The organism is Pseudaquabacterium terrae, assembly GCF_013266755.1.
GTDB lineage: Bacteria > Pseudomonadota > Gammaproteobacteria > Burkholderiales > Burkholderiaceae_C > Pseudaquabacterium > Pseudaquabacterium terrae.
In genome coordinates, this window is sequence record NZ_JABRWJ010000005.1 from 649,860 (window position 1) to 671,962 (window position 22,103).

18 protein-coding genes are annotated in these 22,103 nt (G+C 68.8%); 10 read left to right on the forward strand and 8 right to left on the reverse strand.

All coding sequences use genetic code 11. The annotated features are described in order from the left end of the window. Positions 1-5: 5 nt before the first annotated feature. The 3 genes from HLB44_RS18950 (at position 6) to rfbA (ending at position 2,678) form a co-directional block, all read left to right on the forward strand. Positions 6-602, forward strand: a complete 597-nt coding sequence (locus HLB44_RS18950) for an AAA family ATPase (protein ID WP_173125371.1) — start codon at positions 6-8, stop codon at positions 600-602. A gap of 124 nt (positions 603-726) precedes the next feature. After that, positions 727-1,797: a dTDP-glucose 4,6-dehydratase gene (rfbB, locus tag HLB44_RS18955; RefSeq protein ID WP_173125373.1), complete on the forward strand. Its 1,071-nt coding sequence runs from the start codon at positions 727-729 to the stop codon at positions 1,795-1,797. After that, positions 1,794-2,678 carry a glucose-1-phosphate thymidylyltransferase RfbA gene (gene rfbA, locus HLB44_RS18960; protein WP_173125376.1) on the forward strand — a complete coding sequence of 295 codons (885 nt, stop codon included), beginning with the start codon at positions 1,794-1,796 and terminating at the stop codon, positions 2,676-2,678. The genes rfbB and rfbA overlap by 4 nt, the downstream gene beginning before the upstream one ends. Before the next feature lie 19 nt (positions 2,679-2,697). On the opposite strand, the gene HLB44_RS18965 is transcribed toward rfbA, so the two are convergent. The 5 genes from HLB44_RS18965 to HLB44_RS18985 are packed head-to-tail and all read right to left on the reverse strand — an operon-like array spanning position 2,698 to position 9,125. Continuing rightward, positions 2,698-3,051 carry a polysaccharide biosynthesis/export family protein gene (locus HLB44_RS18965; protein ID WP_343051387.1) on the reverse strand — a complete coding sequence of 118 codons (354 nt, stop codon included), beginning with the start codon at positions 3,049-3,051 and terminating at the stop codon, positions 2,698-2,700. Then, complete coding sequence (locus HLB44_RS18970; RefSeq protein ID WP_173125378.1) at positions 3,048-3,965, reverse strand: EpsD family peptidyl-prolyl cis-trans isomerase; 918 nt, start codon at positions 3,963-3,965, stop codon at positions 3,048-3,050. Before HLB44_RS18970 ends, HLB44_RS18965 begins: the two co-directional genes overlap by 4 nt. Continuing rightward, a complete protein-coding gene (gene ubiE / locus HLB44_RS18975; protein ID WP_173125380.1) occupies positions 3,959-4,690 on the reverse strand; it encodes a bifunctional demethylmenaquinone methyltransferase/2-methoxy-6-polyprenyl-1,4-benzoquinol methylase UbiE in 732 nt (243 codons plus the stop codon). Before ubiE ends, HLB44_RS18970 begins: the two co-directional genes overlap by 7 nt. A gap of 36 nt (positions 4,691-4,726) precedes the next feature. Further along, positions 4,727-5,161 carry a gamma-butyrobetaine hydroxylase family protein gene (locus HLB44_RS18980; RefSeq protein ID WP_173125382.1) on the reverse strand — a complete coding sequence of 145 codons (435 nt, stop codon included), beginning with the start codon at positions 5,159-5,161 and terminating at the stop codon, positions 4,727-4,729. Positions 5,162-5,174: 13 nt separating this feature from the next. Further along, entirely contained in the window at positions 5,175-9,125 is a 3,951-nt protein-coding gene (locus tag HLB44_RS18985; RefSeq protein WP_173125384.1) for a DUF3683 domain-containing protein, read from the reverse strand. Between the two features lie 251 nt (positions 9,126-9,376). On the opposite strand from HLB44_RS18985, the gene ugpB reads away from it, so the two are divergent. The 6 genes from ugpB to HLB44_RS19015 all read left to right on the forward strand — a co-directional run bounded on the left by ugpB (position 9,377) and on the right by HLB44_RS19015 (position 15,819). Next, positions 9,377-10,690 carry a sn-glycerol-3-phosphate ABC transporter substrate-binding protein UgpB gene (gene ugpB / locus HLB44_RS18990; RefSeq protein WP_173125386.1) on the forward strand — a complete coding sequence of 438 codons (1,314 nt, stop codon included), beginning with the start codon at positions 9,377-9,379 and terminating at the stop codon, positions 10,688-10,690. Positions 10,691-10,784: 94 nt separating this feature from the next. Further along, positions 10,785-11,672: a sn-glycerol-3-phosphate ABC transporter permease UgpA gene (ugpA, locus tag HLB44_RS18995; RefSeq protein WP_173125388.1), complete on the forward strand. Its 888-nt coding sequence runs from the start codon at positions 10,785-10,787 to the stop codon at positions 11,670-11,672. A gap of 15 nt (positions 11,673-11,687) precedes the next feature. After that, positions 11,688-12,539 (forward strand): sn-glycerol-3-phosphate ABC transporter permease UgpE, encoded by an 852-nt coding sequence (ugpE, locus tag HLB44_RS19000; protein WP_173125390.1) that lies wholly within the window; start codon positions 11,688-11,690, stop codon positions 12,537-12,539. 12 nt (positions 12,540-12,551) lie between these two features. Then, positions 12,552-13,616, forward strand: a complete 1,065-nt coding sequence (locus HLB44_RS19005; RefSeq protein WP_173125392.1) for a sn-glycerol-3-phosphate import ATP-binding protein UgpC — start codon at positions 12,552-12,554, stop codon at positions 13,614-13,616. After that, positions 13,616-14,350 carry a glycerophosphodiester phosphodiesterase gene (ugpQ, locus tag HLB44_RS19010; RefSeq protein WP_173125394.1) on the forward strand — a complete coding sequence of 245 codons (735 nt, stop codon included), beginning with the start codon at positions 13,616-13,618 and terminating at the stop codon, positions 14,348-14,350. Before HLB44_RS19005 ends, ugpQ begins: the two co-directional genes overlap by 1 nt. Before the next feature lie 29 nt (positions 14,351-14,379). Then, complete coding sequence (locus HLB44_RS19015) at positions 14,380-15,819, forward strand: aldehyde dehydrogenase family protein (protein ID WP_173125396.1); 1,440 nt, start codon at positions 14,380-14,382, stop codon at positions 15,817-15,819. Here HLB44_RS19015 and HLB44_RS19020 read toward each other — a convergent pair. Together HLB44_RS19020 and HLB44_RS19025 are read right to left on the reverse strand one after the other, a co-directional pair. Beyond that, positions 15,804-17,105 carry an MFS transporter gene (locus tag HLB44_RS19020; RefSeq protein WP_246312327.1) on the reverse strand — a complete coding sequence of 434 codons (1,302 nt, stop codon included), beginning with the start codon at positions 17,103-17,105 and terminating at the stop codon, positions 15,804-15,806. The two genes, HLB44_RS19015 and HLB44_RS19020, sit on opposite strands and share 16 nt — an antisense overlap. Positions 17,106-17,211: 106 nt before the next feature. Then, positions 17,212-17,763: a PEP-CTERM sorting domain-containing protein gene (locus tag HLB44_RS19025; RefSeq protein WP_173125397.1), complete on the reverse strand. Its 552-nt coding sequence runs from the start codon at positions 17,761-17,763 to the stop codon at positions 17,212-17,214. 368 nt (positions 17,764-18,131) lie between these two features. On the opposite strand from HLB44_RS19025, the gene HLB44_RS37910 reads away from it, so the two are divergent. Then, positions 18,132-20,786 carry a S8 family serine peptidase gene (locus HLB44_RS37910; protein WP_173125399.1) on the forward strand — a complete coding sequence of 885 codons (2,655 nt, stop codon included), beginning with the start codon at positions 18,132-18,134 and terminating at the stop codon, positions 20,784-20,786. Positions 20,787-20,863: 77 nt separating this feature from the next. Here HLB44_RS37910 and argJ read toward each other — a convergent pair whose 3' ends face one another. After that, entirely contained in the window at positions 20,864-22,093 is a 1,230-nt protein-coding gene (gene argJ, locus HLB44_RS19035) for a bifunctional glutamate N-acetyltransferase/amino-acid acetyltransferase ArgJ (protein WP_173125401.1), read from the reverse strand. Positions 22,094-22,103: the final 10 nt, after the last annotated feature.

Consider the following 22,103-nt stretch of genomic DNA (forward strand, 5'->3'; position numbering starts at 1 on the left):
AGGTTGTGAAGCGCGCGCCGCGTGTCATTGTCTTCGCCGGCCCGAACGGCGCCGGCAAAACGACTCATGCGGAGCCGATCCTTCGACAGTTGGGAATCAGCCTGTTCGTCAACGCCGACTACATCGCCCGCGGGCTGTCGGGTCGGGACACCGCCGCGGTCGACTTCGAGGCCGGACGGATCATGCTGCGCCGCCTTGGGCAGCTGGCCGCTGACGAAGCGGACTTCGCTTTCGAATCGACACTGTCGAGCCGCAGCTTTGCCGCCTTCTTGGCCGCGCTGCGACAACGTGGCTATCGGGTATCGATCTTCTATTTCTCGCTGCGCGATGCGACCTTGGCGGTTCGACGCGTTCGCATGCGCGTTCGCCTTGGTGGACACGACGTTGCGGTGGAGACAGTGCGTCGGCGCTTCGGGCGCAGCCTGTCGAACTTCTTCGACCTGTACATTGCATGTGCCGACGAATGGACCGTGTTCGACAACTCGGCAGCCGGAATCAGCCAGCTTGTCGCCTCGCATAATCGGGGCGGTACGACTGTCGAGGACAAGCTCACATGGCAAAGACTGCACCGGCAGGCGGCGCGCGCCCGGAACCGCCGCTGACGCCTTCTCGCCCGGCCTTGCACAAGGCGCTGGCCGAGGCTGCTCGGAACGCCCTGCGCATGGCGGATGCCTTCGGAGTGCAGATTCCGGTGGCAGCGAAGCGCCGAGCCAAGGCTGCAGCCAAATGACCATCCTCGTCACCGGCGGCGCCGGCTTCATCGGCAGCAACTTCGTGCTCGACTGGCTGGCGGGCAGCGACGAGACCGTCGTCAACCTCGACCTGCTGAGCTACGCCGGCAACCTGAGGAACCTGGCCTCGCTGCAGGGCGATGCGCGGCACGTCTTCGTCAAGGGCGACATCGGCGATCGTGCGCTGCTCGACGGCCTGCTCGCCGAGCACCGGCCGCGCGCGATCGTGCACTTCGCGGCCGAGAGCCACGTCGACCGCAGCATCCACGGGCCGGGCGAGTTCATGCGCACCAACGTGATGGGCACCTTCACGCTGCTCGAGGCGGCGCGTGGCCACTTCGCGACCTTGCAGGGCGACGCGAAGAGCGCGTTCCGCTTCCATCACGTCTCCACCGACGAGGTCTACGGCAGCCTGGGCCCCGCGGCCCCTGCATTCACCGAGCAGCACGTCTACGAGCCGAACAGCCCGTACTCGGCGAGCAAGGCGGCCAGCGACCACCTGGTGCGCGCCTGGCACCACACCTACGGCCTGCCGGTGCTGACGACCAACTGCAGCAACAACTACGGGCCCTATCACTTCCCCGAAAAGCTGATCCCGCTGATGATCGTCAACGCGCTGGCGGGCAAGCCACTGCCGGTCTACGGCGACGGGCTGCAGGTGCGCGACTGGCTCTACGTCGGCGACCACTGCAGCGCGATCCGCACCGTGCTCGAGCGCGGCCGGGTCGGCGAGACCTACAACGTCGGCGGCTGGAACGAGCAGGCCAACCGCGACATCGTGCTGACGATCTGCGCGCTGCTCGACGAGCTGCGCCCCGACCCGGCCGGCCCGCGTGCCCGCTTGATCACCCACGTCGCCGACCGTCCGGGCCACGACCGCCGCTACGCCATCGACGCGCGCAAGATCGAGCGCGAGCTCGGCTGGCGCCCGGCCGAGACCTTTGCCACCGGCATCCGCAAGACGGTGCAGTGGTACCTGGACCATGCCGACTGGGTCGCCGACGTGCAGAGCGGCGGTTACCGCGACTGGATGTCGAAGCAGTACGGCGGCGGAGCGACCGCATGAAGCCGCGCCGGGGCATCATCCTCGCCGGCGGCTCGGGCACCCGGCTGCACCCGGCCACTTTGGCCGTCAGCAAGCAGCTGCTGCCGGTGTACGACAAGCCGATGGTGTACTACCCGCTGTCGACGCTGATGCTCGCCGGCATGCGCGACATCCTGGTGATCAGCACGCCGCAGGACACGCCGCGCTTCGAGGCGCTGCTCGGCGACGGCAGCCGCTTCGGGCTGAACCTGAGCTACTGCGTGCAGCCCAGCCCCGACGGCCTGGCGCAGGCCTTCATCCTCGGCCGCGAGTTCATCGGCGACCACCCGAGCGCGCTGGTGCTCGGCGACAACCTCTTCTACGGCCACGACTTCCAGACGCTGCTGCAGCGTGCGGCCGTCACCGAACGCGGCGCGACGGTGTTCGCCTACCACGTCACCGACCCGGAGCGCTACGGCGTCGTCGAGTTCGACGCGCAGCGCCGCGCGCTGAGCATCGAGGAAAAGCCGAAGCAGCCGAAGAGCAACTACGCGGTCACCGGGCTGTACTTCTACGACGAGCAGGTCTGCGACATCGCCGCGCAGATCAAGCCGTCGGCGCGCGGCGAGCTGGAGATCACCACCGTCAACGCGCACTACCTGCAGCAGGCGCAACTGGAGGTCGAGATCATGGGCCGCGGCTACGCCTGGCTCGACACCGGCACGCACGACAGCCTGCTCGAGGCCAGCCAGTTCATCGCCACGCTGGAGAAGCGCCAGGGCCTGAAGGTGGCCTGCCCGGAGGAGATCGCCTACCGCGCCGGCTGGATCAGCGCCGAGCAGGTGGCCGCACAGGCGCAGCCGATGCTGAAGAACGGCTACGGCCAGTACCTGATGCAGGTGCTGCGCGAGCGCGCGTTCTGATGGGCAGCGCGCAACACCCCTACTGAATCCGCTGCGTCATCAGGACGATCGTCACCTGCGGCTGCTGGACGAAGCCGCCGGCGCGCAGGCGCTCGGCGATTGTCCTTTCGGCCGCCGTGACCGTCTGCCCGCCGACGCGTACCGGACCCAGCCGCGGGTGGCTGACGTCACCGCCTTCGGCAATCCTTGATTCGACCGACAGGTCCGGGTGCTGGTGGACGTTGATGCGGATCACGTCACCGGCGCCGAGCCGGTATTCCTGCGCCGCGGCCACCATCGGCGCGGGTGTCGCGGTGAGCGCCGCACCGCAGCCGCTGGCCAGACTGCACAGCAGGCAGGCACCAGGCAGGGCGGCGGCGCGAAGGCGCTTCACTTCTTCGGCCCGCTGCCCTTGCCGCTGTCGCTGTCGGACGCACCGCTGCCGGAAGCCGGCACCGGCACGGACGCCGCGCCCGCCGGCGCCGGGACCGCGAACTTGCCGACGTACTCGATCTTCGCGGCCGCGCGCATGGCCTTGACGTCCTCTTCGACGAGCTTGCGCCGGCGCTCGTTGAGCAGGTACTGCTCGATCACCGGCCGCGCGCGTTCCTCGTCGATCGGCTGGCTGCGCGAGCCGGCCAGCACGACCACCGTCGCACCGGTCGGCGTTGCCGTCAGCACGGCCTGGCCGTCCTTCATGCGCGACAGCGTGTCGATGTTCTGCAGCGGCACCTGCTCTGCCGCCCGCACCGCCTGGTTGGCGCCGAAGCGATAGTCGTTGGATTTCAGGTGTTCGATGAAATCGGCGGTCGTCTTGGCCTGGCCGAGCGCTTCGCGCAGCGCACCGAGCTGCTCGGGGCGCGCCTCGATGGCGATCTCCTGCAGGTTGTAGATGCGGCGGTCCTTGAACAGCCCCGGCTTGTCGTCGTAGTACTTCTTGACCTCGTCGGGCGTCGGTTTGGTCGCCGCTTCGCCGACCTTCTCGACATAGGCGCGGGCGAGGACCTCGCGCCGCGCCGCATCGAGCTGCTGCACGACGCGCGGGTCACGGTCGAGCTTCAGTTCCTCGGCCTTCTGCAGGGCGAGCTGCTGGTCGATCAGGCGTTCGAGCACCTGGCGGCTCGCGCTCTCGGTCTGCTCGGGGCGCACGTTGCGCTGCTGCAGCACGAAGCTGATCTGCTGGACCGTGACCTCCTCGCGATCGACGCGCGCGGCGGTCTGCGAGGCGCGTTCCTTCTTCTCGCCGCAACCCACGGCGACAACGGCGGCGAGCGCGAGCGCAACCAGGCGGCAGCGCGGCGTCAGCATTTGATACCCACGTGCAGTGCGACGACGCCCGCCGTCAGGTTGTGCACGTCGACATGGCCGAAACCAGCGCTCTTCATCATCGCCTTCAAGGTCTGCTGGTCAGGGTGCATGCGGATCGATTCGGCCAGGTAGCGGTAACTCCCGCCGTCGCCTGCAACCAGCTTGCCCAGCCAGGGCAGCACGTTCATCGAGTACCAGTCATAGGGTTTGCGCAGCGGCTCGGCAACCTTGGAGAACTCCAGCACCAGCAGCCGCCCGCCCGGCTTCAGCACCCGGCACATCTCGGTGAGCGCCTGTTCCTTGCGGGTCATGTTGCGCAGGCCGAAGGCGACCGAGACGCGGTCGAAGCGCGCGTCCGCGAACGGCAGCTTCTCGGCATCGCAGGTCAGCGTCGGCAGCGCGAGGCCCTCGTCGATCAGCCGGTCGCGGCCGGTGCGCAGCATCGTCTCGTTGATGTCGGTGTGCACCACCAGCCCATCGGGTCCGGCCTGGCGCGCGAAGGCCCGCGCCAGGTCGCCGGTGCCGCCGGCGATGTCGAGCACCTGGTGGCCCGGCCGCACCTGCGCGACGGCGACCGTGTAGGCCTTCCACGCGCGGTGCATGCCGGCCGACATCAGGTCGTTCATCAGGTCATAGCGCTGGGCGACGGAGTCGAACACGCCGCGCACCTTGCGCGCCTTGTCCGCCTCGTCGACGGTCTCGAAGCCGAAATGGGTCTTGGCCATGGAATGCCTCGCGATGACGGAAGAGGAAGCCGGTGATCAGTGCCCGTGATGGCCGCAGGCCCCGCCCGCGCCGCCGGCGCCATCGGCCCCGGGCATCGGCGCATCGCGGTCGACACCGGCGGCGGCAAGGCGCTCGAAGTAACGCTGCCAGTGCGCGTCCTGCTGCGAGCCAAGCTGGTACAGCAGCCCCCACGAGTACAGCCCGGTCTCGTGACCGTCGCTGAACACCGGCTTGATCGCGTAGTTGCCGATCGGCTCGATCGCGACGATGTTCACGTCGCGCTTGCCGGTCTGCAGGATCTCCTGGCCGGGACCGTGGCCCTGCACCTCCGCGGATGGCGAATGGATGCGCAGCAGCTCGAACGGTATGCGGTAGACCGAACCGTCGTCGAAGCCGATCTCGAGGACGCGCGACGCCTGGTGCAGCGTCAGCGCGGTGGGTTGGGGAGAAGGGTTGCTTGCACGGGCCATGTACGTTCCTCCGCTAGACCAGCACCCGCTCGATGCCGCCGTCGTTCGCCCTGGCGACGTAGTCCTGCATCCAGCTCTCGCCGAGGATCTTGCGCGCCATCTCGACGACGATGTAGTCGGCTTCGAGCAGGCCGTTGCTCAGGTCCTCGCCGTAGCGCGACAAGCCCATCAGGCAGCTCGGGCACGACGTCAGGATCTTCACGTTGTCCTGCCCCCGCTGCGTGCCGACGAGGCCCTTCTCGCGCAGCGCGGCCTCGCCCTTGCGGATCTCCTCTTCCTTGCGGAAGCGGATCTGCGTCGAGATGTCCGGCCGCGACGTCGCCAGGCCGCCGCTCTCGCCGCAGCAGCGCTCGCTCTTGATCACGCCATCGCCAACCAGCGCCTTCACCGTCTTCATCGGCTCCTGCAGCTTCAGCGGGCTGTGGCAGGGGTCGTGGTAGAGGTAGCCGCCGCCGCCGTCGAGCTTGATGTTCTTCTCGAGCAGGTACTCGTGGATGTCGATGATCCGGCAGCCGGGAAAGATCTGCTCGAATTCATATCCCTGCAGCTGGTCGTAGCAGGTGCCGCAGCTGACGACGACGGTCTTGATGTCGAGGTAGTTCAGCGTGTTGGCGACGCGGTGGAACAGCACCCGGTTGTCGGTGATGATCTTGTCGGCCTTGTCGAACTCGCCGGCGCCGCGCTGCGGATAACCGCAGCACAGGTAGCCCGGCGGCAGCACGGTCTGCACGCCGGCATGCCACAGCATCGCCTGCGTCGCCAGCCCGACCTGGCTGAACAGGCGCTCCGAACCGCAGCCGGGGAAATAGAAGACCGCCTCGGTCTCACTGGTCGTGCTGCGCGGATTGCGGATGATCGGCACGTAGTCGCGGTCCTCGATGTCGAGCAGCGCGCGCGCGGTCTTCTTCGGCAATCCGCCCGGCATCTTCTTGTTGATGAAGTGGATCACCTGCTCCTTCAGCGGCGCGGTGCCCACGGTCGCGGGCGGCGCCAGCGTCTGCTTGCGCGCGACCACCTTCAGCATGTCGTGGCCGAGGCGCTGCGCCTTGAAGCTCAGGTTGGTCAGCGTGTGCGCGATGTTGATCGCCTGCGGCTGCGTCGTGCCGATCATGAACGACTGGAACGCCGCCGCCGGGCGGAAGCTCTTCTGCCCCATCTTGCGCAGCAGGTTGCGCATGTTCATCGACACGTCGCCGAAGTCGATCTTCACCGGGCACGGCGACAGGCACTTGTGGCAGACCGTGCAGTGGTCGGCGACGTCCTCGAACTCCTCCCAGTGCTTGATGCTGACGCCGCGGCGCGTCTGCTCCTCGTACAGGAAGGCCTCGACCAGCAGCGAGGTGGCGAGGATCTTGTTGCGCGGGCTGTAGAGCAGGTTCGCGCGCGGCACGTGCGTCGCGCACACCGGCTTGCACTTGCCGCAGCGCAGGCAGTCCTTGATCGACTCACTGATCGCGCCGATGTCGCTCTGCTGCATGATCAGCGACTCGTGGCCCATCAGCCCGAAGCTCGGCGTGTAGGCATGCGACAGGTCGGCGTGGAACACGTCGTCGCCGAGCGCGCGCAGCGCGGCGCCGCGCAGCAGCTTGCCCTTGTTGAAGCGCCCTTCGGGATCGATGCGCGCCTTGTAGTCGGTGAAGTCGCGCGTTTCCTCGTCGGTCAGGAATTCGAGCTTGGTGATGCCGATGCCGTGCTCGCCGGAGATCACGCCGCCCAGGCTTCGTGCCAGCGTCATGATGCGGGCCACCGCTGCATGCGCCGTCTGCAGCATCTCGTAGTTGTCGCTGTTGACGGGGATGTTGGTGTGCACGTTGCCGTCGCCGGCATGCATGTGCAGCGCCACCCAGGTGCGGCCGCGCAGCACCTCCTTGTGGATGCGCCGGCACTCGTCGAGGATCGGCGTGAAGGCCTCGCCGGCGAACAGGCTCTGCAGGGGTTTGAGCACCTGCAGCTTCCAGCTCGCGCGCAGCGTCTTGTCCTGCAGCTGCTCGAAATAACTGCGCGGGTCCTCGGCCACGTCGCGGCGCGGCGGCGCATTGTCGAGGTGGTCGAGCCAGTGCTGCCACAGCGCGCGCACTTCGCGGATCAGCGCCAGCGCCTGCTGCACGCGGTCCTCGAGCAGCTCGGCGCTCGGGATCTCGCCGGCATCGTCGGCGCGGCCCAGCGGCAGCGAGCCGCGGGCGAAGAAGGCCTCGAGCCGCTCGAGCAGCTGGAGCTTGTTGCGCAGGCTCAGCTCGATGTTGATGCGCTCGATGCCCAGCGTGTACTCGCCCATGCGCTCGAGCGGGATCACCACGTCCTCGTTGATCTTGAAGGCGTTGGTGTGGCGGGCGATCGCCGCGGTGCGCTTGCGGTCGAGCCAGAACTTCTTGCGCGCATCGGCCGAGACGGCGGTGAAGCCTTCGCCCGAGCGGCTGTTGGCGATGCGCACGACCTCGCTGGCGGCGCGCGCGACGGCGTTCTCGTCGTCGCCGACGATGTCGCCGATCAGCACCATCTTCGGCAGCGCATTGCTGCCGCCGGCGGCGCCGCGCTTGCTCTTGGTCGTGTAGCCGACGGCCTTCAGATAGCGGTCGTCGAGGTGTTCCAGGCCGGCGAGGATCGCCCCGCCCTTCTTCTGGTCCTCGAACATGAAGTCCTTGATCTCGACGATCGAGGGCACCGCTTCGCGCGGATTGCCGAAGAACTCCAGGCACACCGTGCGCACGTGCTTGGGCATGCGGTGCACGATCCAGCGCGCGCTGGTGATCAGGCCGTCGCAGCCTTCCTTCTGGATGCCGGGCAGGCCGGCGAGGAACTTGTCGGTGACGTCCTTGCCCAGGCCTTCCTTGCGGAACACCGAGCCGGGGATCTCCAGCCATTCCTTGCGCTCGAGCTTCTGGCCCGTGGCATCGAACCAGCGCAGCTCGAAGCGCGCCACCGGCGCATCGTGGATCTTGCCGAGGTTGTGGTCCTGGCGCACCACCTCGAGCCACTTGGCTTCGGGCGTCACCATGCGCCAGCTCGCCAGGTTGTCGAGCGCGGTGCCCCACAGCACGGCCTTCTTGCCGCCGGCGTTCATCGCGATGTTGCCGCCGACGCACGAGGCCTCGGCCGACGTGGGGTCGACCGCGAAGACGAAGCCCGCGCGCTCGGCGGTATCGGCCACGCGCTGCGTGACGACGCCGGCACCGGTCCAGATCGTCGGCACCGGATGCGCGACGCCGGGCAGGTCGACCAGCTCGACCTCGGTCATCTGCTCGAGCTTCTCGGTGTTGATCACCGCGCTCTTCCAGGTCAGCGGCACCGCGCCGCCGGTGTAGCCGGTGCCGCCGCCGCGCGGAATGATCGTCAGGTCGAGCTCGACGCAGCCGCGCACCAGCTCGGCCATCTCGGCCTCGCTGTCGGGCGTCAATACGACGAACGGGTATTCGACGCGCCAGTCGGTGGCGTCGGTGACGTGCGAGACGCGCGACAGGCCGTCGAACTTGATGTTGTCCTTCGCGGTGTGCTTGGCCAGCAGCTTGCGCGCGCGCTGGCGCAGGTCCCACACCGTCGAGAAGTGCGTCGCGAAGCGCTGCACCGCGCCGCGCGCGGCATCGATCAGCTCACCGACACGCGCGTCGCGCACCGCATCGACTTCCGGCGTGCGCCGGCGCTGGACCTCGTTCAAGCGGTGGTTCAGCGCATCGATCAACAGCCCGCGCCGCTTCGGGTTGTCGAGCATGTCGTCTTCGAGGTACGGGTTGCGCTGCACGACCCAGATGTCGCCCAGCACCTCGTAGAGCATGCGCGCCGAGCGGCCGGTGCGGCGCTCGTCGCGCAGCGTGTTCAGCACCTCCCAGGCGCGCTCGCCGAGCAGGCGGATGACGATCTCGCGGTCGGAGAACGAGGTGTAGTTGTACGGGATCTCGCGCAGGCGCGGCGCGGCTGCGTCGTCTTCGCCGGTGTTCGTCGTCGGGGGAATTACGAGCGGTGCGTTCATCGGTTCCAGGCGCTGGCTACTGCTTGAATTGACCAGCGTGACCGGGGCAGGCACCTGGCGGGGTATGGTACCGCAGCGCAGCAAGCAACCCCGGGCGAACCCTGAGCGCCGCCCGCGTGTGCTCGCAGCGCGACCCAGGTTCCGACGGGTTTCCCCCGGTGCCCGCCGCGCTGGGGTCGACCGAAACTGGGCTGTCACAAAACACGACCACACTGCGCGGCTTTGTCCACCCAGTGCCTCCCGGAGACCACATGAAAACGCACATCCGCCTCGCCGGCGTTGCCGCCGCATTGGCCGCCTTCACGCTGCCCGTCCAGGCCCAGGTCGAGATCCAGTGGTGGCACTCGATGGGCGCTGCGCTCGGCGAATGGGTCAACGACCTGGCCAACGAATTCAACGCCAGCCAGAAGGACTACAAGGTCGTGCCGGTCTTCAAGGGCAGCTACGACCAGTCGATGACCGCGGCGATCGCTGCCTTCCGCGCCGGCAACGCGCCGCACATCCTGCAGGTGTTCGAGGTCGGCACCGCGACGATGATGGCCAGCAAGGGCGCCATCGTGCCGGTGGCGCAGGTCATGAAGGACGCCGGCATGAAGTTCGACCAGTCGGCCTACGTGCCCGCGGTCGCCGGCTACTACACCGCGCCGAACGGCCAGATGCTGAGCCTGCCCTTCAACAGCTCGACGACGATCTTCTATTACAACAAGGACGCCTTCAAGGCGGCCGGCCTCGACACCGAGAAGGCGCCGTCGACCTGGCCCGAGGTGGCGCTGGCCGCCGCCAAGCTCAAGGCCAGCGGCCACAAGTGCCCGTTCACGACGAGCTGGCAGAGCTGGACGCAGCTGGAGAGCTTCTCGGCCTGGCACAACACGCTGTTCGCGACCAAGAACAACGGCTTCGGCGGCCTCGACACGCGGCTGGCGATCAACACGCCGCTGCACGTGCGCCACATCGAGAACCTGGCCAACATGAGCAAGCAGGGCCTGTTCGTCTACAAGGGCCGCAACAACACGCCGGACGCCACCTTCCCGTCGGGCGAATGCGCGATGTACACCGGTTCGTCGGCGCTGTACGGCAACGTCTCGAAGAACGCCAAGTTCGCCTACGGCATGGCACCGCTGCCGTTCTATCCGGACGTCACCGGCGCGCCGCAGAACACGGTGATCGGCGGCGCCAGCCTGTGGGCGCTGTCGGGCAAGAAGCCGGCCGAGTACAAGGCCGTCGCGACCTTCTTCAACTACCTGTCCAGCGCCGAAGTGCAGGCCAAGAGCCACCAGCGCACCGGCTACCTGCCGATCACCAAGGCCGCGTTCGACCTGACCGACAAGAGCGGCTTCTACAAGAAGAACCCGGGCACCGACGTCGCGGTCACGCAGATGATCCGCAAGACCACCGACAAGTCGCGCGGCATCCGCCTGGGCAACATGGTGCAGATCCGCACCGTGATCGACGAGGAAATGGAACAGGTCTGGTCGGGCAAGAAGCAGCCCAAGGAAGCGCTGGACGCGGCGATGCAGCGCGGCAACGAATTGCTGGAGCGTTTCGAGAAGGCGAACAAGGGCTGATTGACCTGACGAGCTGATCCTTGGCCCCCACGTCGCTTCGCTCCTGCCCCCCGAGGGGGCGCTCAGCCGCCTTGGGGCGGCCCGGCGCCGGCTGATGGCCGCCGAAAAAAGAGTCCGCTTCCGCTCGGTCTGGCTGCCGTGGGCGCTGCTCGCGCCCCAGGTGGCGATCATCGCGGTGTTCTTCTTCTGGCCCGCGGGCCAGGCGCTGATCCAGTCGCTGCAGCAGCAGGACGCCTTCGGCACCAGCGTCGAGTGGGTAGGCCTGGAAAACTTCCGGCGCCTGGTCAACGACTCCGCTTACTTCGAGAGCTTCTGGACCACCGCGATCTTCTCGGTGCTGGTGGCCGGCATCGGCCTGTCCTTGAGCCTGCTGCTGGCGGTGATGGCCGACCGCGTGATCAAGGGCGCCACCGCCTACAAGACGCTCCTGATCTGGCCTTACGCGGTGGCGCCGGCGGTGGCCGGCGTACTGTGGCTGTTCATGTTCGCGCCGAGCATCGGCGTCGTCGCCTGGTACCTGCGCGCGGCCGGCTACGAATGGAACCACCTGCTCAACGGCAACCACGCGATGGCGCTGATCGTGATGGCCGCGGTGTGGAAGCAGATCTCGTACAACTTCCTGTTCTTCCTGGCCGGCCTGCAGTCGATCCCGAAGTCGCTGATCGAGGCCGCGGCCATCGATGGCGCACGGCCCTGGCGGCGCTTCTGGAGCATCGTCTTTCCGCTGCTGTCGCCGACCAGCTTCTTCCTGCTCGTCGTCAACGTCGTCTACGTCTTCCTCGACACCTTCGCGATCGTCGACGCATCGACGCACGGCGGCCCCGGCAAGGAGACCGAGATCCTCGTCTACAAGCTGTACTACGACGGCTTCAAGGGCCTGGACCTGGGCAGCTCGGCCGCGCAGTCGGTGGTGCTGATGGTCATCGTCGTCGTCTTCACGGTGATCCAGTTCCGCTACGTCGAACGCCGGGTGAACTACTGATGGGTGAGCACCACGATGGTTGAACGCGACAAGGTCGGCCGCTTCATCTCGCACGCCGTGCTGCTGATCGGCGTGCTGATCGTCGCTTTCCCGGTCTACCTGACGATCATCGCGGCCAGCCACACCGCGCAGGACATCGTGCAGGCGCCGATGCCGCTGCTGCCGGGCGGCCACTTCTGGGACAACATCGCCGGCGCCTGGGGCGGCAGCGGCGCGCAGGCCGGCAGCAAGGCGCCGGTCGCGCGGATGATGTTCGTCAGCCTGGTCACGGCGCTGGTGATCGCGATCGCCAAGATCGCGATCTCGCTGCTGTCGGCGTTCGCGATCGTCTACTTCCGCTTCCCGTTCCGGATGTTCTTCTTCTGGGCCATCTTCGTCACGCTGATGCTGCCGGTCGAGGTGCGCATCAGCCCGACCTACAAGGTGGTGTCGGACCTCGGCATGCTCAACAGCTTCGCCGGCCTGACGATCCCGCTGATCGCGTCGGCCACCGCCACCTTCCTGTTCCGGCAGTTCTTCCTGACGGTGCCCGACGAGCTGGTCGAGGCCGCGCGCATCGACGGCGCCGGCCCGATGCGCTTCTTCAAGGACGTGCTGGTGCCGCTGTCGTCGACCTCGATCGCCGCGTTGTTCGTGATCCAGTTCATCTACGGCTGGAACCAGTACCTGTGGCCGCTGCTGGTCACCACCGACGAGAACATGTACCCGGTGGTGCTGGGCATCCAGCGCATGATTTCCGGCGGCGACGCGCAGAACGAATGGAACCTGATCATGGCCACCGCGCTGATGGCGATGCTGCCGCCGGCGATGGTCGTCATCGGCATGCAGAAGTGGTTCGTCAAGGGCCTGGTGGACAGCGAGAAATAACAAGGAAAAAGAATGGGTGCCATTGCGATCCGCAACGTGATCAAGCGCTACGGGCGCGGTCCCAAGGCGCTTCAGGTGATTCACGGCGTCTCCGCCGACATCGCCGACGGCGAATTCATCGTCATCGTCGGCCCCTCTGGCTGCGGCAAGAGCACGCTGCTGCGCATGGTCGCCGGGCTGGAAGAGATCAGCGAGGGCGAGATCTCGATCGGCCCGCGCGTCGTCAACGACGTCGAGCCCGCCGAGCGCGACATCGCGATGGTGTTCCAGAACTACGCGCTCTACCCGCACATGAGCGTGTACGACAACATGGCCTACGGGCTGAAGATCGCCCGCGTGCCGAAGGCCGAGATCGACACCCGCGTGCAGAAGGCGGCGAAGATCCTCGAGCTGTCGGCGCTGCTCGAGCGCACGCCGCGCCAGCTCTCCGGCGGCCAGCGCCAGCGCGTGGCGATGGGCCGTGCGATCGTGCGCCAGCCGCAGGCCTTCCTGTTCGACGAGCCGCTGTCGAACCTGGATGCCAAGCTGCGCGCGCAGACGCGGCTGGAGATCCAGAAGCTGCACCACGAGCTCGGCGTCACCTCGCTCTTCGTCACGCACGACCAGGTCGAGGCGATGACGCTGGCGCAGCGCATGATCGTGATGAACGCCGGCCGCATCGAGCAGATCGGCACGCCGGAGGTCGTCTATTCGAAGCCGGCATCGACCTTCGTCGCCGGCTTCATCGGCGCACCGCCGATGAACCTGCTGACCGGCCAGGCCGATGGTTCACGTTTCATCGTCGGCGGCACCGAGCTGTCGCTGCCGGTCGCCGCGCCGCGCGCCGGCACGCTGGTGCTCGGGCTGCGGCCGGAGCACACCGAACTCACGCCGCAGGGGCGCTGGCCGATGAAGGTCGAGATGATCGAGATGCTCGGCGCCGAGCGATTGATCTACGGCCGGCTCGGCGACGCGCTGTTCACGCTGCGCATCGATGCGACCTTGACGGCACCCGCGCTCGGCGACACGGTGCGGCTGAATGCGACGCCTGAGCACCTGCACTGGTTCGATGCCGGCACCGGACAACGGGTGGGTTGATGACCCCGTGGCCCTACCCGCTGTGGATCGCGCACCGCGGCGCCGGCAAGCTGGCGCCTGAGAACACGCTGGCGGCCTTCCGGCTCGGTGCGGCGCATGGCTACCGGGCCTTCGAATGCGACGTCAAGCTGTCCGCCGACGAGGTCCCGTTCCTGCTGCACGACGCGACGCTGGAGCGCACGACACCACAGAGCGGCAGCGCCGGCGAACGGCGTTGGGAGGCTCTGTCGCAACTCGACGCCGGCGCCTGGCACAGCCGCACCTACGCCGGCGAGCCGATGCCGACGCTGGCGGCGATCGCCGCCTACGTGCAGCACAACCGCTTCGCGCTGAACATCGAGATCAAGCCGACGCCGGGCCACGAAGCGCGCACCGGCGAGGTGGTCGCGCAGCACGCCCAGCGGCTGTGGGCGGGCCAGCCGCTGCCGCCGCTGCTGAGCTCGTTCCGCCCCGAAGCACTCGCCGCGGCACAGGCCGCCGCGCCCGAGCTGCCGCGCGCGCTGCTGCTCGACACGCTGTGGGACGGCTGGTCCGGCGTTGCACGCGCTTTGAGCTGCGTCGCCGTCGTCAGCAAGCACACGCTGATGGATGCCGCGCTGCGCGGCCAGCTGCGCGAGGCCGGCCTCCGGGCGCTGTGCTATACCGTCAATGACGTGGCCGAGGCCGAACGCCTGAAGGCGCTCGGCATCGACGGCCTGATCACCGACGCGGTCGATCGCTTCAGCCCGGCCTGAAGGATCCCGCTCCCCTCCTGGAGCCTGCAATGCAACGCAACCTGATCGGCGGCGAATGGGTCGACGGCCCGCGCGCCAGCCGCAACATCAACCCATCCGACACCCGCGACCTGATCGCCGAATACGCACAGGCCGACGGGCCCCAAGCGCGCGCGGCCGTCGCCGCGGCGCGCGAAGCCTTCGCCGGCTGGTCGTTGTCGACGCCGCAGCAGCGCTTCGACCTGCTCGACGCCGCCGGCAGCGAGATCCTGGCGCGCAAGGCCGAGCTGGGCGACCTGCTGGCGCGCGAAGAGGGCAAGACGCTGCCCGAAGCGATCGGCGAAGTGGCCCGCGCCGGCGCGATCTTCAAGTTCTTCGCCGGCGAGGCGCTGCGCCTGGGAGGCGAGTGCCTGCCCTCGGTGCGGCCGGGCGTCGGCGTCGAGGTCACGCGCGAGCCGCTCGGCGTCGTCGGGCTGATCACGCCATGGAATTTCCCGATCGCGATTCCGGCGTGGAAGCTGGCGCCGGCGCTGGCCTTCGGCAACTGCGTGGTGATGAAGCCGGCCGATCTGGTGCCCGGCTCGGCCTGGGCGCTGGCCGACATCCTGCACCGCGCCGGCTGCCCGAAGGGCGTGTTCAACCTGGTGATGGGCCGCGGCTCGGAGGTCGGCGCGGTGCTGCTGGAGGACCCGCGCGTCGACGCGATCAGCTTCACCGGCAGCGTTGCCACCGGGCAGAAGGTGGCGGCCGCCTGCGTCGCGCGCATGGCCAAGTTCCAGCTCGAGATGGGCGGCAAGAACCCGATGGTGGTGCTCGACGATGCCGATCTCGGCGTCGCGGTCACTGCCGCGGTCAACAGCGGCTTCTTCTCGACCGGCCAGCGCTGCACCGCGTCGAGCCGGCTGATCGTCACCGAGGGCATCCACGATCGCTTCGTCGCCGCGGTGGTCGAGCGGCTGAAGGCGCTGAAGGTCGACGATGCGCGCAAGCCCGGCACCGACATCGGCCCGGTCGTCGACGAGAAGCAGCTGGCGCAGGACCTCGAATACATCGCGATCGGCCAGGCCGAGGGCGCGACGCTCGCCGCCGGCGGCGAGGCCGTCGAGCGCAATGCCGACGGCGCGCCCGGCCACTACCTGCGGCCGGCGCTCTTCACCGAGACGACGCCCGCGATGCGCATCAACCGCGAGGAGGTCTTCGGCCCCGTCGTCAGCGTGATCCGCGCGAAGAACTACGACGAGGCGCTGGCGCTGGCCAACGACACCCCCTTCGGCCTGTCGGCCGGCATCGCCACCACCAGCCTGAAACATGCCGCTCACTTCAAGCGTCATTCGCAGGCCGGCATGGTGATGGTCAACCTGCCGACCGCCGGCGTCGACTACCACGTGCCCTTCGGCGGCCGCAAGGGCTCGAGCTTCGGGCCGCGCGAGCAGGGCCGCTACGCGGCCGAGTTCTACACGGTGGTGAAGACGGCCTACACGGCGGCCTGAGCGGGCTTGGGTAACTGGCGCACGTTGCGGATGACGTCGTTGCGCCAGGCCAGGATCGCCAGCAGCAGCGCGGTCAGGCCCGAGAACAGCAGCGTGCTGCGCAGGCTGGCGTGCTCGCCGAGCCAGCCGCCGAACAGCGCGCCCGGGCCGGCGGGAATCAGGATCAGCCAGCGCATCGTGCTGGTCATGCGGCCGAGCAGCGGCTCGGGCGTCACCGCCTGGCGCAGCGACAGGAAGTTGATGAACACCAGCACCGCGCCGACGCCGAACAGCATCAGCATCGCCGCGAAGGCCGCGACGCCCCAGGCGCCCGGCGGGATCAGCGCCGGCAGCAGCCAGCCGACGCCGCAGATGGCGAAACCCGCGACCAGCGTCGGCCCGGAGCCCAGGCGCTGGCTGATGCGGTGGCCGAACACGCTGGCGCTGATCGTGCCGATGCCGAGCCCGACGTAACACAGGCCGATCGCGTTTTCGCTCAAGCCCAGCTCGCGCGTCGCGTAGAGGATCTGCACCACCACCGCCGCGTTGTGGCACAGCTGCCAGCAGCCGACCGCGGTGGCCAGCGCGACCAGCAGGCGCTGGCTGCGCACGAACTGCACGCCCTCTTTCAGATCGCGCCAGAAGTCCGGGTCGGGATGCGGCTCGCGCACCTCGTTGACCTTCACGCCGCGCAGGATGAAGGCCGACAGCAGCAGCATCGTCGCGTCGACCAGCAGCGCGACCGGCGCGCCGACCAGCTTGATCAGCGCACCCGCCAGGCCCGGGCCGAGCACCTCGGCGCTCGAGTTGGCCAGCGCGTTCTTCGCATGCGCCTCGACCAGGCGCTCGCGCGGCACCACCTGCGTCAGCACGATCTGCGCCGCGCTGCCGGCCGAGGTATTGACCGCGCCGAGCATGAACCCGACGACGTAGAGCCAGCCCATCGACAACCAGCCCATCCACCACGCGAACGGCACGCTGGCCACGGCGCAGCCGATGGTGAGCTCGCCGGCGATGTAGATCGGCAGCTTGCGCACGCGGTCGAGCCACACGCCGGAGGGCAGCGAGAACAGCACGAAAGGCAGGATCTCCAGCGCCGTCAGCCAGCCCATCTGCGTCGGCGTGGCGTTGAGCAGCAGCGCGGCCGTCAGCGGCAGCGCCAGCATGGTCACCTGGCCGCCGAGCGAGCTGATCAGGATGGAGCCGAACAGGCGCCGGTAGGTGCGGTCGCGCAGCAGGTCGTTCGGCGCAGGCAGCAGCCAGGAGTGCAGCGCCTGCCTCAGGCTGGTAATCGTTTGGTTTTGCAAGGCGTCCCCTCGCTGCGCAGGACCCTCGTGGGGGCCGGCGCAGGAAGGGCGATTGTGACCGCGCGGCGCGCGGTCGACGTCATCGCTGCGAAGGAAGAAGCGGGCGTCAGCGTCGGCGGCGCGTCGCGGCGCCGGCGGCCAGCAGCGCGAGGCCCATCAGGCCGTAGGTGGCCGGCTCCGGCACCGTCTCGATGACGATGTTGCCCGCACGCCAGATGCCGTCCCAGTCGTTGGCGAAGTCGTCGAACGATTCGAAGAACTCCAGCCGCAGCAGGCCGTTCGCGCCGACCTGGAACTTGTCGCCGCTGAGCAGCAGGTCGAAGCTGCCGACGTAGCTGTTGGCGCCGGGCGCATCGTCGGCAAAGCCCGGGGTCAGCGTGACGCCGGCGCCGTTGTGGCCCGCCATGTCGACCGACATCTCGGACAACCAGCTCGGCGAATCGGCGAACAGCTCGACGTTCCACGAGATCTTGACGATGTTCTGCCAGGCGCCGACGGCGACCTGCCGGACCTCGTTGATGGCATCGCCGAGCTCGTCGTTGCTGAAGATGCCGCTGACGTCGACTGACACGATGCCCGCCTGGGCGGGCGCTGCCGCGAGCGCCGCCGCAGCCACTGCCAAACCGATCGCAGACCGCTTGAGTGCTTCGAGTCGCATTCGCTTTCGCTCCATTGGTTGGTCAGCATCCGCCGGCCAGGGACCCAGGGTCCCGGTGTTGTCCAGCCTCCGCCCGAGCGTAGTGTGTCAGCAACTGTTGCGCAGCTGAAATCCCCGCGATCCGGGTGGAAGGGCTTGTCCGCAGAGGGTCTTCCCGGTGAAGGACGCGGCGCCCAAAGGGGCATCGGTACGCCCCGTTACCAAAATGTCACGCCGCAGGAGGACAAGCCCCCCCATTCGCGGGGGATCGATTGAGCGCTTCTCAGAGGTGAGCCGTCATCGACCGCGCGCGAGCGTCGGGAAAGCACCGATCCCGGCGCCGGCCCAATGGGCAACATGTGCCACTTCGTTCCCCCGCCGGAGCCGACATGCCCGTAACGAAAGTGACTCTCACGCGCACGGCTCTGGCCGTGCTGGCAGCGCTCACGACCGCACCGGTCATTGCGCAGTCCGTTCCGGCCGACGCGGCCGAGAACAGCCGCCTGTGGTTCGTCGAGCTGGCGGGCAAGCCGGTCGCCGACGGCAACACGCAGACGGCGGTGCGCGCCGAACAAGCGAAGTTCCGCGCCGCCGCAAGCGCGGCCGGCGTGCAATACGTCGAGCGCCGAAGCTTCGACACGCTGTTCAACGGCTTCTCGATCGAAGTGTCGGCCGCACAGCGCCTGAAGCTGGCCGGGGTGGCGGGCGTGCGCGCGATGTACCCGGTCGAGATGATCCAGGCCCCGCAGCCGATCCGCGAAGAGAGCGCGCCCGACCTGGTGGCGGCGCTCAATCTGACCGGCGCCGCGACGGCGCAGAACGTGCTCGGCCTCACCGGTGCCGGCGTGAGGGTCGGCATCATCGACTCGGGCATCGACGTCGACCACCCGGCCTTCGGCGGCACCGGCACGCGCGGCACGACGCCCTTCCCGAACGCGCGCATCTACGCCGGCCAGGACTTCGTCGGCGACGCATTCGACGGCAGCAACGCGCCGGTGCCCGACGGTGATCCGCGCGACTGCGCTGCGACCGGTACGAGCCCGTCGGGCGCGAGCGCGTCGGGCGGCCACGGCACGCACGTCGCGGGCATCGTCGGCGCCAACGGCGGCGGCATCAAGGGTGTCGCGCCGCAGGCGCAGCTGGCGGCCTACCGCGTCTTCGGCTGTTTCGGCAGCACCACCGCGGACATCATGATCTCGGCGATGGAACGTGCGCTGCTCGACGGCGTGAACGTCATCAACATGAGCATCGGCTCGCGCGCCCAATGGCCGCAGTACCCGACCGCGCAGGCCGCCTCGCGCCTGGCGAAGAAGGGCATCGTGATGGCCAACTCGATCGGCAACAACGGCCCGGGCGGCTCGGCGCCCGATGCGCTGTTCGCCGCGGGTGCACCGGGCCTCGGCGAGCACGTGATCGGCGTCGCGTCGTTCGACAACGCGCAGCGCGCGTTCACGGTGGCCGGCACGCCCTATGGCTACAACCAGGCGACGGGCTCGCCGACTGCGCCGGCCAGCGGCTCGTTCCCGATGTCGCGCACCGGCGACCCCACGGTCACGAACGACGGCTGCAACCCGCTGCCCGCCGGCAGCCTCGCGGGCACCATCGCGCTGATCCGGCGCGGCACCTGCGGCTTCTACTTCAAGGCCTTCAATGCGCAGAATGCCGGCGCGCTCGGCGTCGTGCTCTACAACAACGCCGCCGGCGCCGTCAACCCGACCGTCGCGCCACCCACCGGCGCCGATCCGCCGATCACGATCCCGGTCGTCGCCATCACCGCAGCGCAGGGCGCGACGCTGAACGGCCTGATCGCCGGCGGACCGACGTCGCTCACCTGGACCGGCGACTACGTCGGCTTTCCGTTCGGCACCGGCGGCCTGATCTCCGGCTTCAGCTCGTTCGGCCTCGGCGCCGACCTAAGCTTCAAGCCCGACATCGGTGCGCCGGGCGGCGGCATCGTGTCGACCTACCCGCTCGAGTTCGGCGGCTCGGCCACGCTGTCGGGCACGTCGATGTCGTCGCCGCACGTCGCCGGCGCGGCCGCGCTGATCCTGCAGGCGGTGCCGAACGCCGCGCTGGGCCAGTCCGGCCCGGTCGTCGGCCGCAATCCGCCGCCGGCAATCAACATGATCACGCGGATGATGAACACCGCGAAGCCGAAGAACTGGTCGGGCAACGCCTCGCTGGGCTTCCTCGACCATGCCTTCCGCCAGGGTGCGGGCATGGTCGACATCGTCGCCGCGGTGCAGACCCAGCAGTTCGTCGTGCCGAACAAGATCTCGACCGGCGAGAGCCAGGCCGGCGCCACGGTGCACAAGCTGACGATCCGCAACGACGCGGCGACGCCGGTGACCTACACGATGGGCCACACCGCCGGCGTGGCGGCCGGGCCGAACATCCCCTCCGGCGCCACCTGGGCGCTGAGCGGCGTGTTCGACGCCCCGGCGGCCGTCAGCTTCAGCAGCGCCAGCGTGTTGGTGCCCGCGAAGGGCACGGCCACGGTCAACGTGACGGTGACGGCGAATGCCGCCCTGCCCGATCGCAGCCTCCACGGCGGCTACATCACGCTGACGCCGCAGGGCGCGGGCATGCCGCTGCAAGTGCCCTACGGTGGCCTGAAGGGCGACTACCAGACCACCGAGATCCTGCGCGCCGGTCCGAACAACTTCCCGTGGCTCGCGACGCTGTCCGGCGGCTTCTTCAACAACTGCGCACCGAGCGGCGGCTGCAGCTTCACGATGGCCGGCGGCAACGTGCCGTGGGTGCTATTCCAGCTGGCGCACCAGGCGCAGCGCCTGACGGTGGAGGTGTTCGATTCGACGGGCACGCTGTCGCGCGGCTTCATCAGCGACGACAGCTTCCTCGGCCGCAACACCACGCCAGGCGGCTTCTTCTCGTTCTCGTGGGACGGCACGACGACGCAGGGCGTGCAGCCGAACGGCACCTACCGGCTGCGCCTGACGGCATTGAAGCCGCTGGGCAACCCGGCGAATCCGGCGCACCTCGACGTGCGCACGCTGCCGCCGGTGACGCTGGCGCGTCCGTAGAGCGTCCACCACGGCCTGGGGTGAAAGAGGAACGGGCCCCGCGGGGCCCGTTCTTCATGGTCGATCGCGGGGATCGCCTATGAACGGTAGTCGGCGTTGATGCTGACGTAGTCGTGCGAGAAATCGCAGGTCCACACCGTCGCGCTCGCCGCGCCGCGGTGCAGGTCGACCCGCACGCCGATCTCGCTTTGCTTCATCACGCGCTGGCCGTCCTCCTCGCGGTAGTCCGGATGCCGGCCGCCCTGCCGCGCCACGTGCACGTCGTCGAGGTAGAGGTCGATCAGGCCCTGGTCGAGGTCGTCGATGCCGGCGTAGCCGACCGCGGCGAGGATGCGCCCCAGGTTCGGATCGCTGGCGTAGAACGCGGTCTTGACCAGCGGCGAATGGGCGATCGCGTAGGCCGCGCGGCGGCACTCGTCTTCGTTGCGGCCGCCGTCGATGCGCACGGTGATGAACTTGGTCGCGCCCTCGCCGTCGCGCACGATGGCCTGGGCGAGCTGCTGCGCCAGCGAGACCAGCGCGTCGCGCAGGATCTTCGCTTCCGGCGCATCGAGCGACCCGATCTCGGCATGGCCGGCCTGGCGCGTCGCGATCAGCATGAAGCAGTCGTTGGTCGAGGTGTCGCCGTCGATCGTGATGCGGTTGAAGCTCAGGTCGGCGGCTTCGCTCACCAGCGGCTGCAGCAGCGCCGGCGCGATCACCGCATCGGTGGCGACGAAGCCGAGCATCGTCGCCATGTTCGGCCGGATCATGCCGGCGCCCTTGCTGATGCCGGTCAGCGTGACCGTGCGGCCGCCGATCTGCACCTGGCGTGACGCCGCCTTCGGCAGCGTGTCGGTGGTCATGATGCCCTGCGCGGCGTCGGCCCAGCCAGCCGCCTGTCGCGCGGCCAGCACGGCGGGCAAGCCGGCCTCGATGCGCTCGACCGGCAAGGTCTCCATGATCACCCCGGTCGAGAACGGCAGCACCTGCTGCGGCTTCACGCCGAGCTGCGCGGCCAGCGCCTCGCAGCTGCGGCGCGCACGGGCGAGGCCGTCGGCGCCGGTGCCGGCGTTGGCATTGCCGGTGTTGATCAGCAGCGCCCGCACCGCGCTGCCCTGCGCCAGATGCTCGCGGCAGACCTGCACCGGCGCCGCGCAGAAACGGTTCTTCGTGAACACGCCGGCCACCGCGCTGCCCTCGGCCAGCGTCAGCACCACCAGGTCGCGGCGATTGGCCTTGCGCACGCCGGCCATCGCGACGCCGAGCTCGACGCCGGGCACCGGCAGCAGGTCGGCAGGGTTCGGGGCGATCAGGTTCACGGGCATGGCAGCGGCC

Bases quoted from the DNA above. Each gene is read 5' to 3' on its own strand.
- rfbB (WP_173125373.1), top strand. From the start codon at position 727: ATGACCATCCTCGTCACCGGCGGCGCCGGCTTCATCGGCAGCAACTTC.
- rfbA (WP_173125376.1), top strand. From the start codon at position 1,794: ATGAAGCCGCGCCGGGGCATCATCCTCGCCGGCGGCTCGGGCACCCGG.
- HLB44_RS18970 (WP_173125378.1), bottom strand. From the start codon at position 3,965: ATGCTGACGCCGCGCTGCCGCCTGGTTGCGCTCGCGCTCGCCGCCGTT.
- ubiE (WP_173125380.1), bottom strand. From the start codon at position 4,690: ATGGCCAAGACCCATTTCGGCTTCGAGACCGTCGACGAGGCGGACAAG.
- HLB44_RS18980 (WP_173125382.1), bottom strand. From the start codon at position 5,161: ATGGCCCGTGCAAGCAACCCTTCTCCCCAACCCACCGCGCTGACGCTG.
- HLB44_RS18985 (WP_173125384.1), bottom strand. From the start codon at position 9,125: ATGAACGCACCGCTCGTAATTCCCCCGACGACGAACACCGGCGAAGAC.
- ugpB (WP_173125386.1), top strand. From the start codon at position 9,377: ATGAAAACGCACATCCGCCTCGCCGGCGTTGCCGCCGCATTGGCCGCC.
- ugpA (WP_173125388.1), top strand. From the start codon at position 10,785: ATGGCCGCCGAAAAAAGAGTCCGCTTCCGCTCGGTCTGGCTGCCGTGG.
- ugpE (WP_173125390.1), top strand. From the start codon at position 11,688: ATGGTTGAACGCGACAAGGTCGGCCGCTTCATCTCGCACGCCGTGCTG.
- HLB44_RS19005 (WP_173125392.1), top strand. From the start codon at position 12,552: ATGGGTGCCATTGCGATCCGCAACGTGATCAAGCGCTACGGGCGCGGT.
- ugpQ (WP_173125394.1), top strand. From the start codon at position 13,616: ATGACCCCGTGGCCCTACCCGCTGTGGATCGCGCACCGCGGCGCCGGC.
- HLB44_RS19015 (WP_173125396.1), top strand. From the start codon at position 14,380: ATGCAACGCAACCTGATCGGCGGCGAATGGGTCGACGGCCCGCGCGCC.
- HLB44_RS19025 (WP_173125397.1), bottom strand. From the start codon at position 17,763: ATGCGACTCGAAGCACTCAAGCGGTCTGCGATCGGTTTGGCAGTGGCT.
- HLB44_RS37910 (WP_173125399.1), top strand. From the start codon at position 18,132: ATGCCCGTAACGAAAGTGACTCTCACGCGCACGGCTCTGGCCGTGCTG.
- argJ (WP_173125401.1), bottom strand. From the start codon at position 22,093: ATGCCCGTGAACCTGATCGCCCCGAACCCTGCCGACCTGCTGCCGGTG.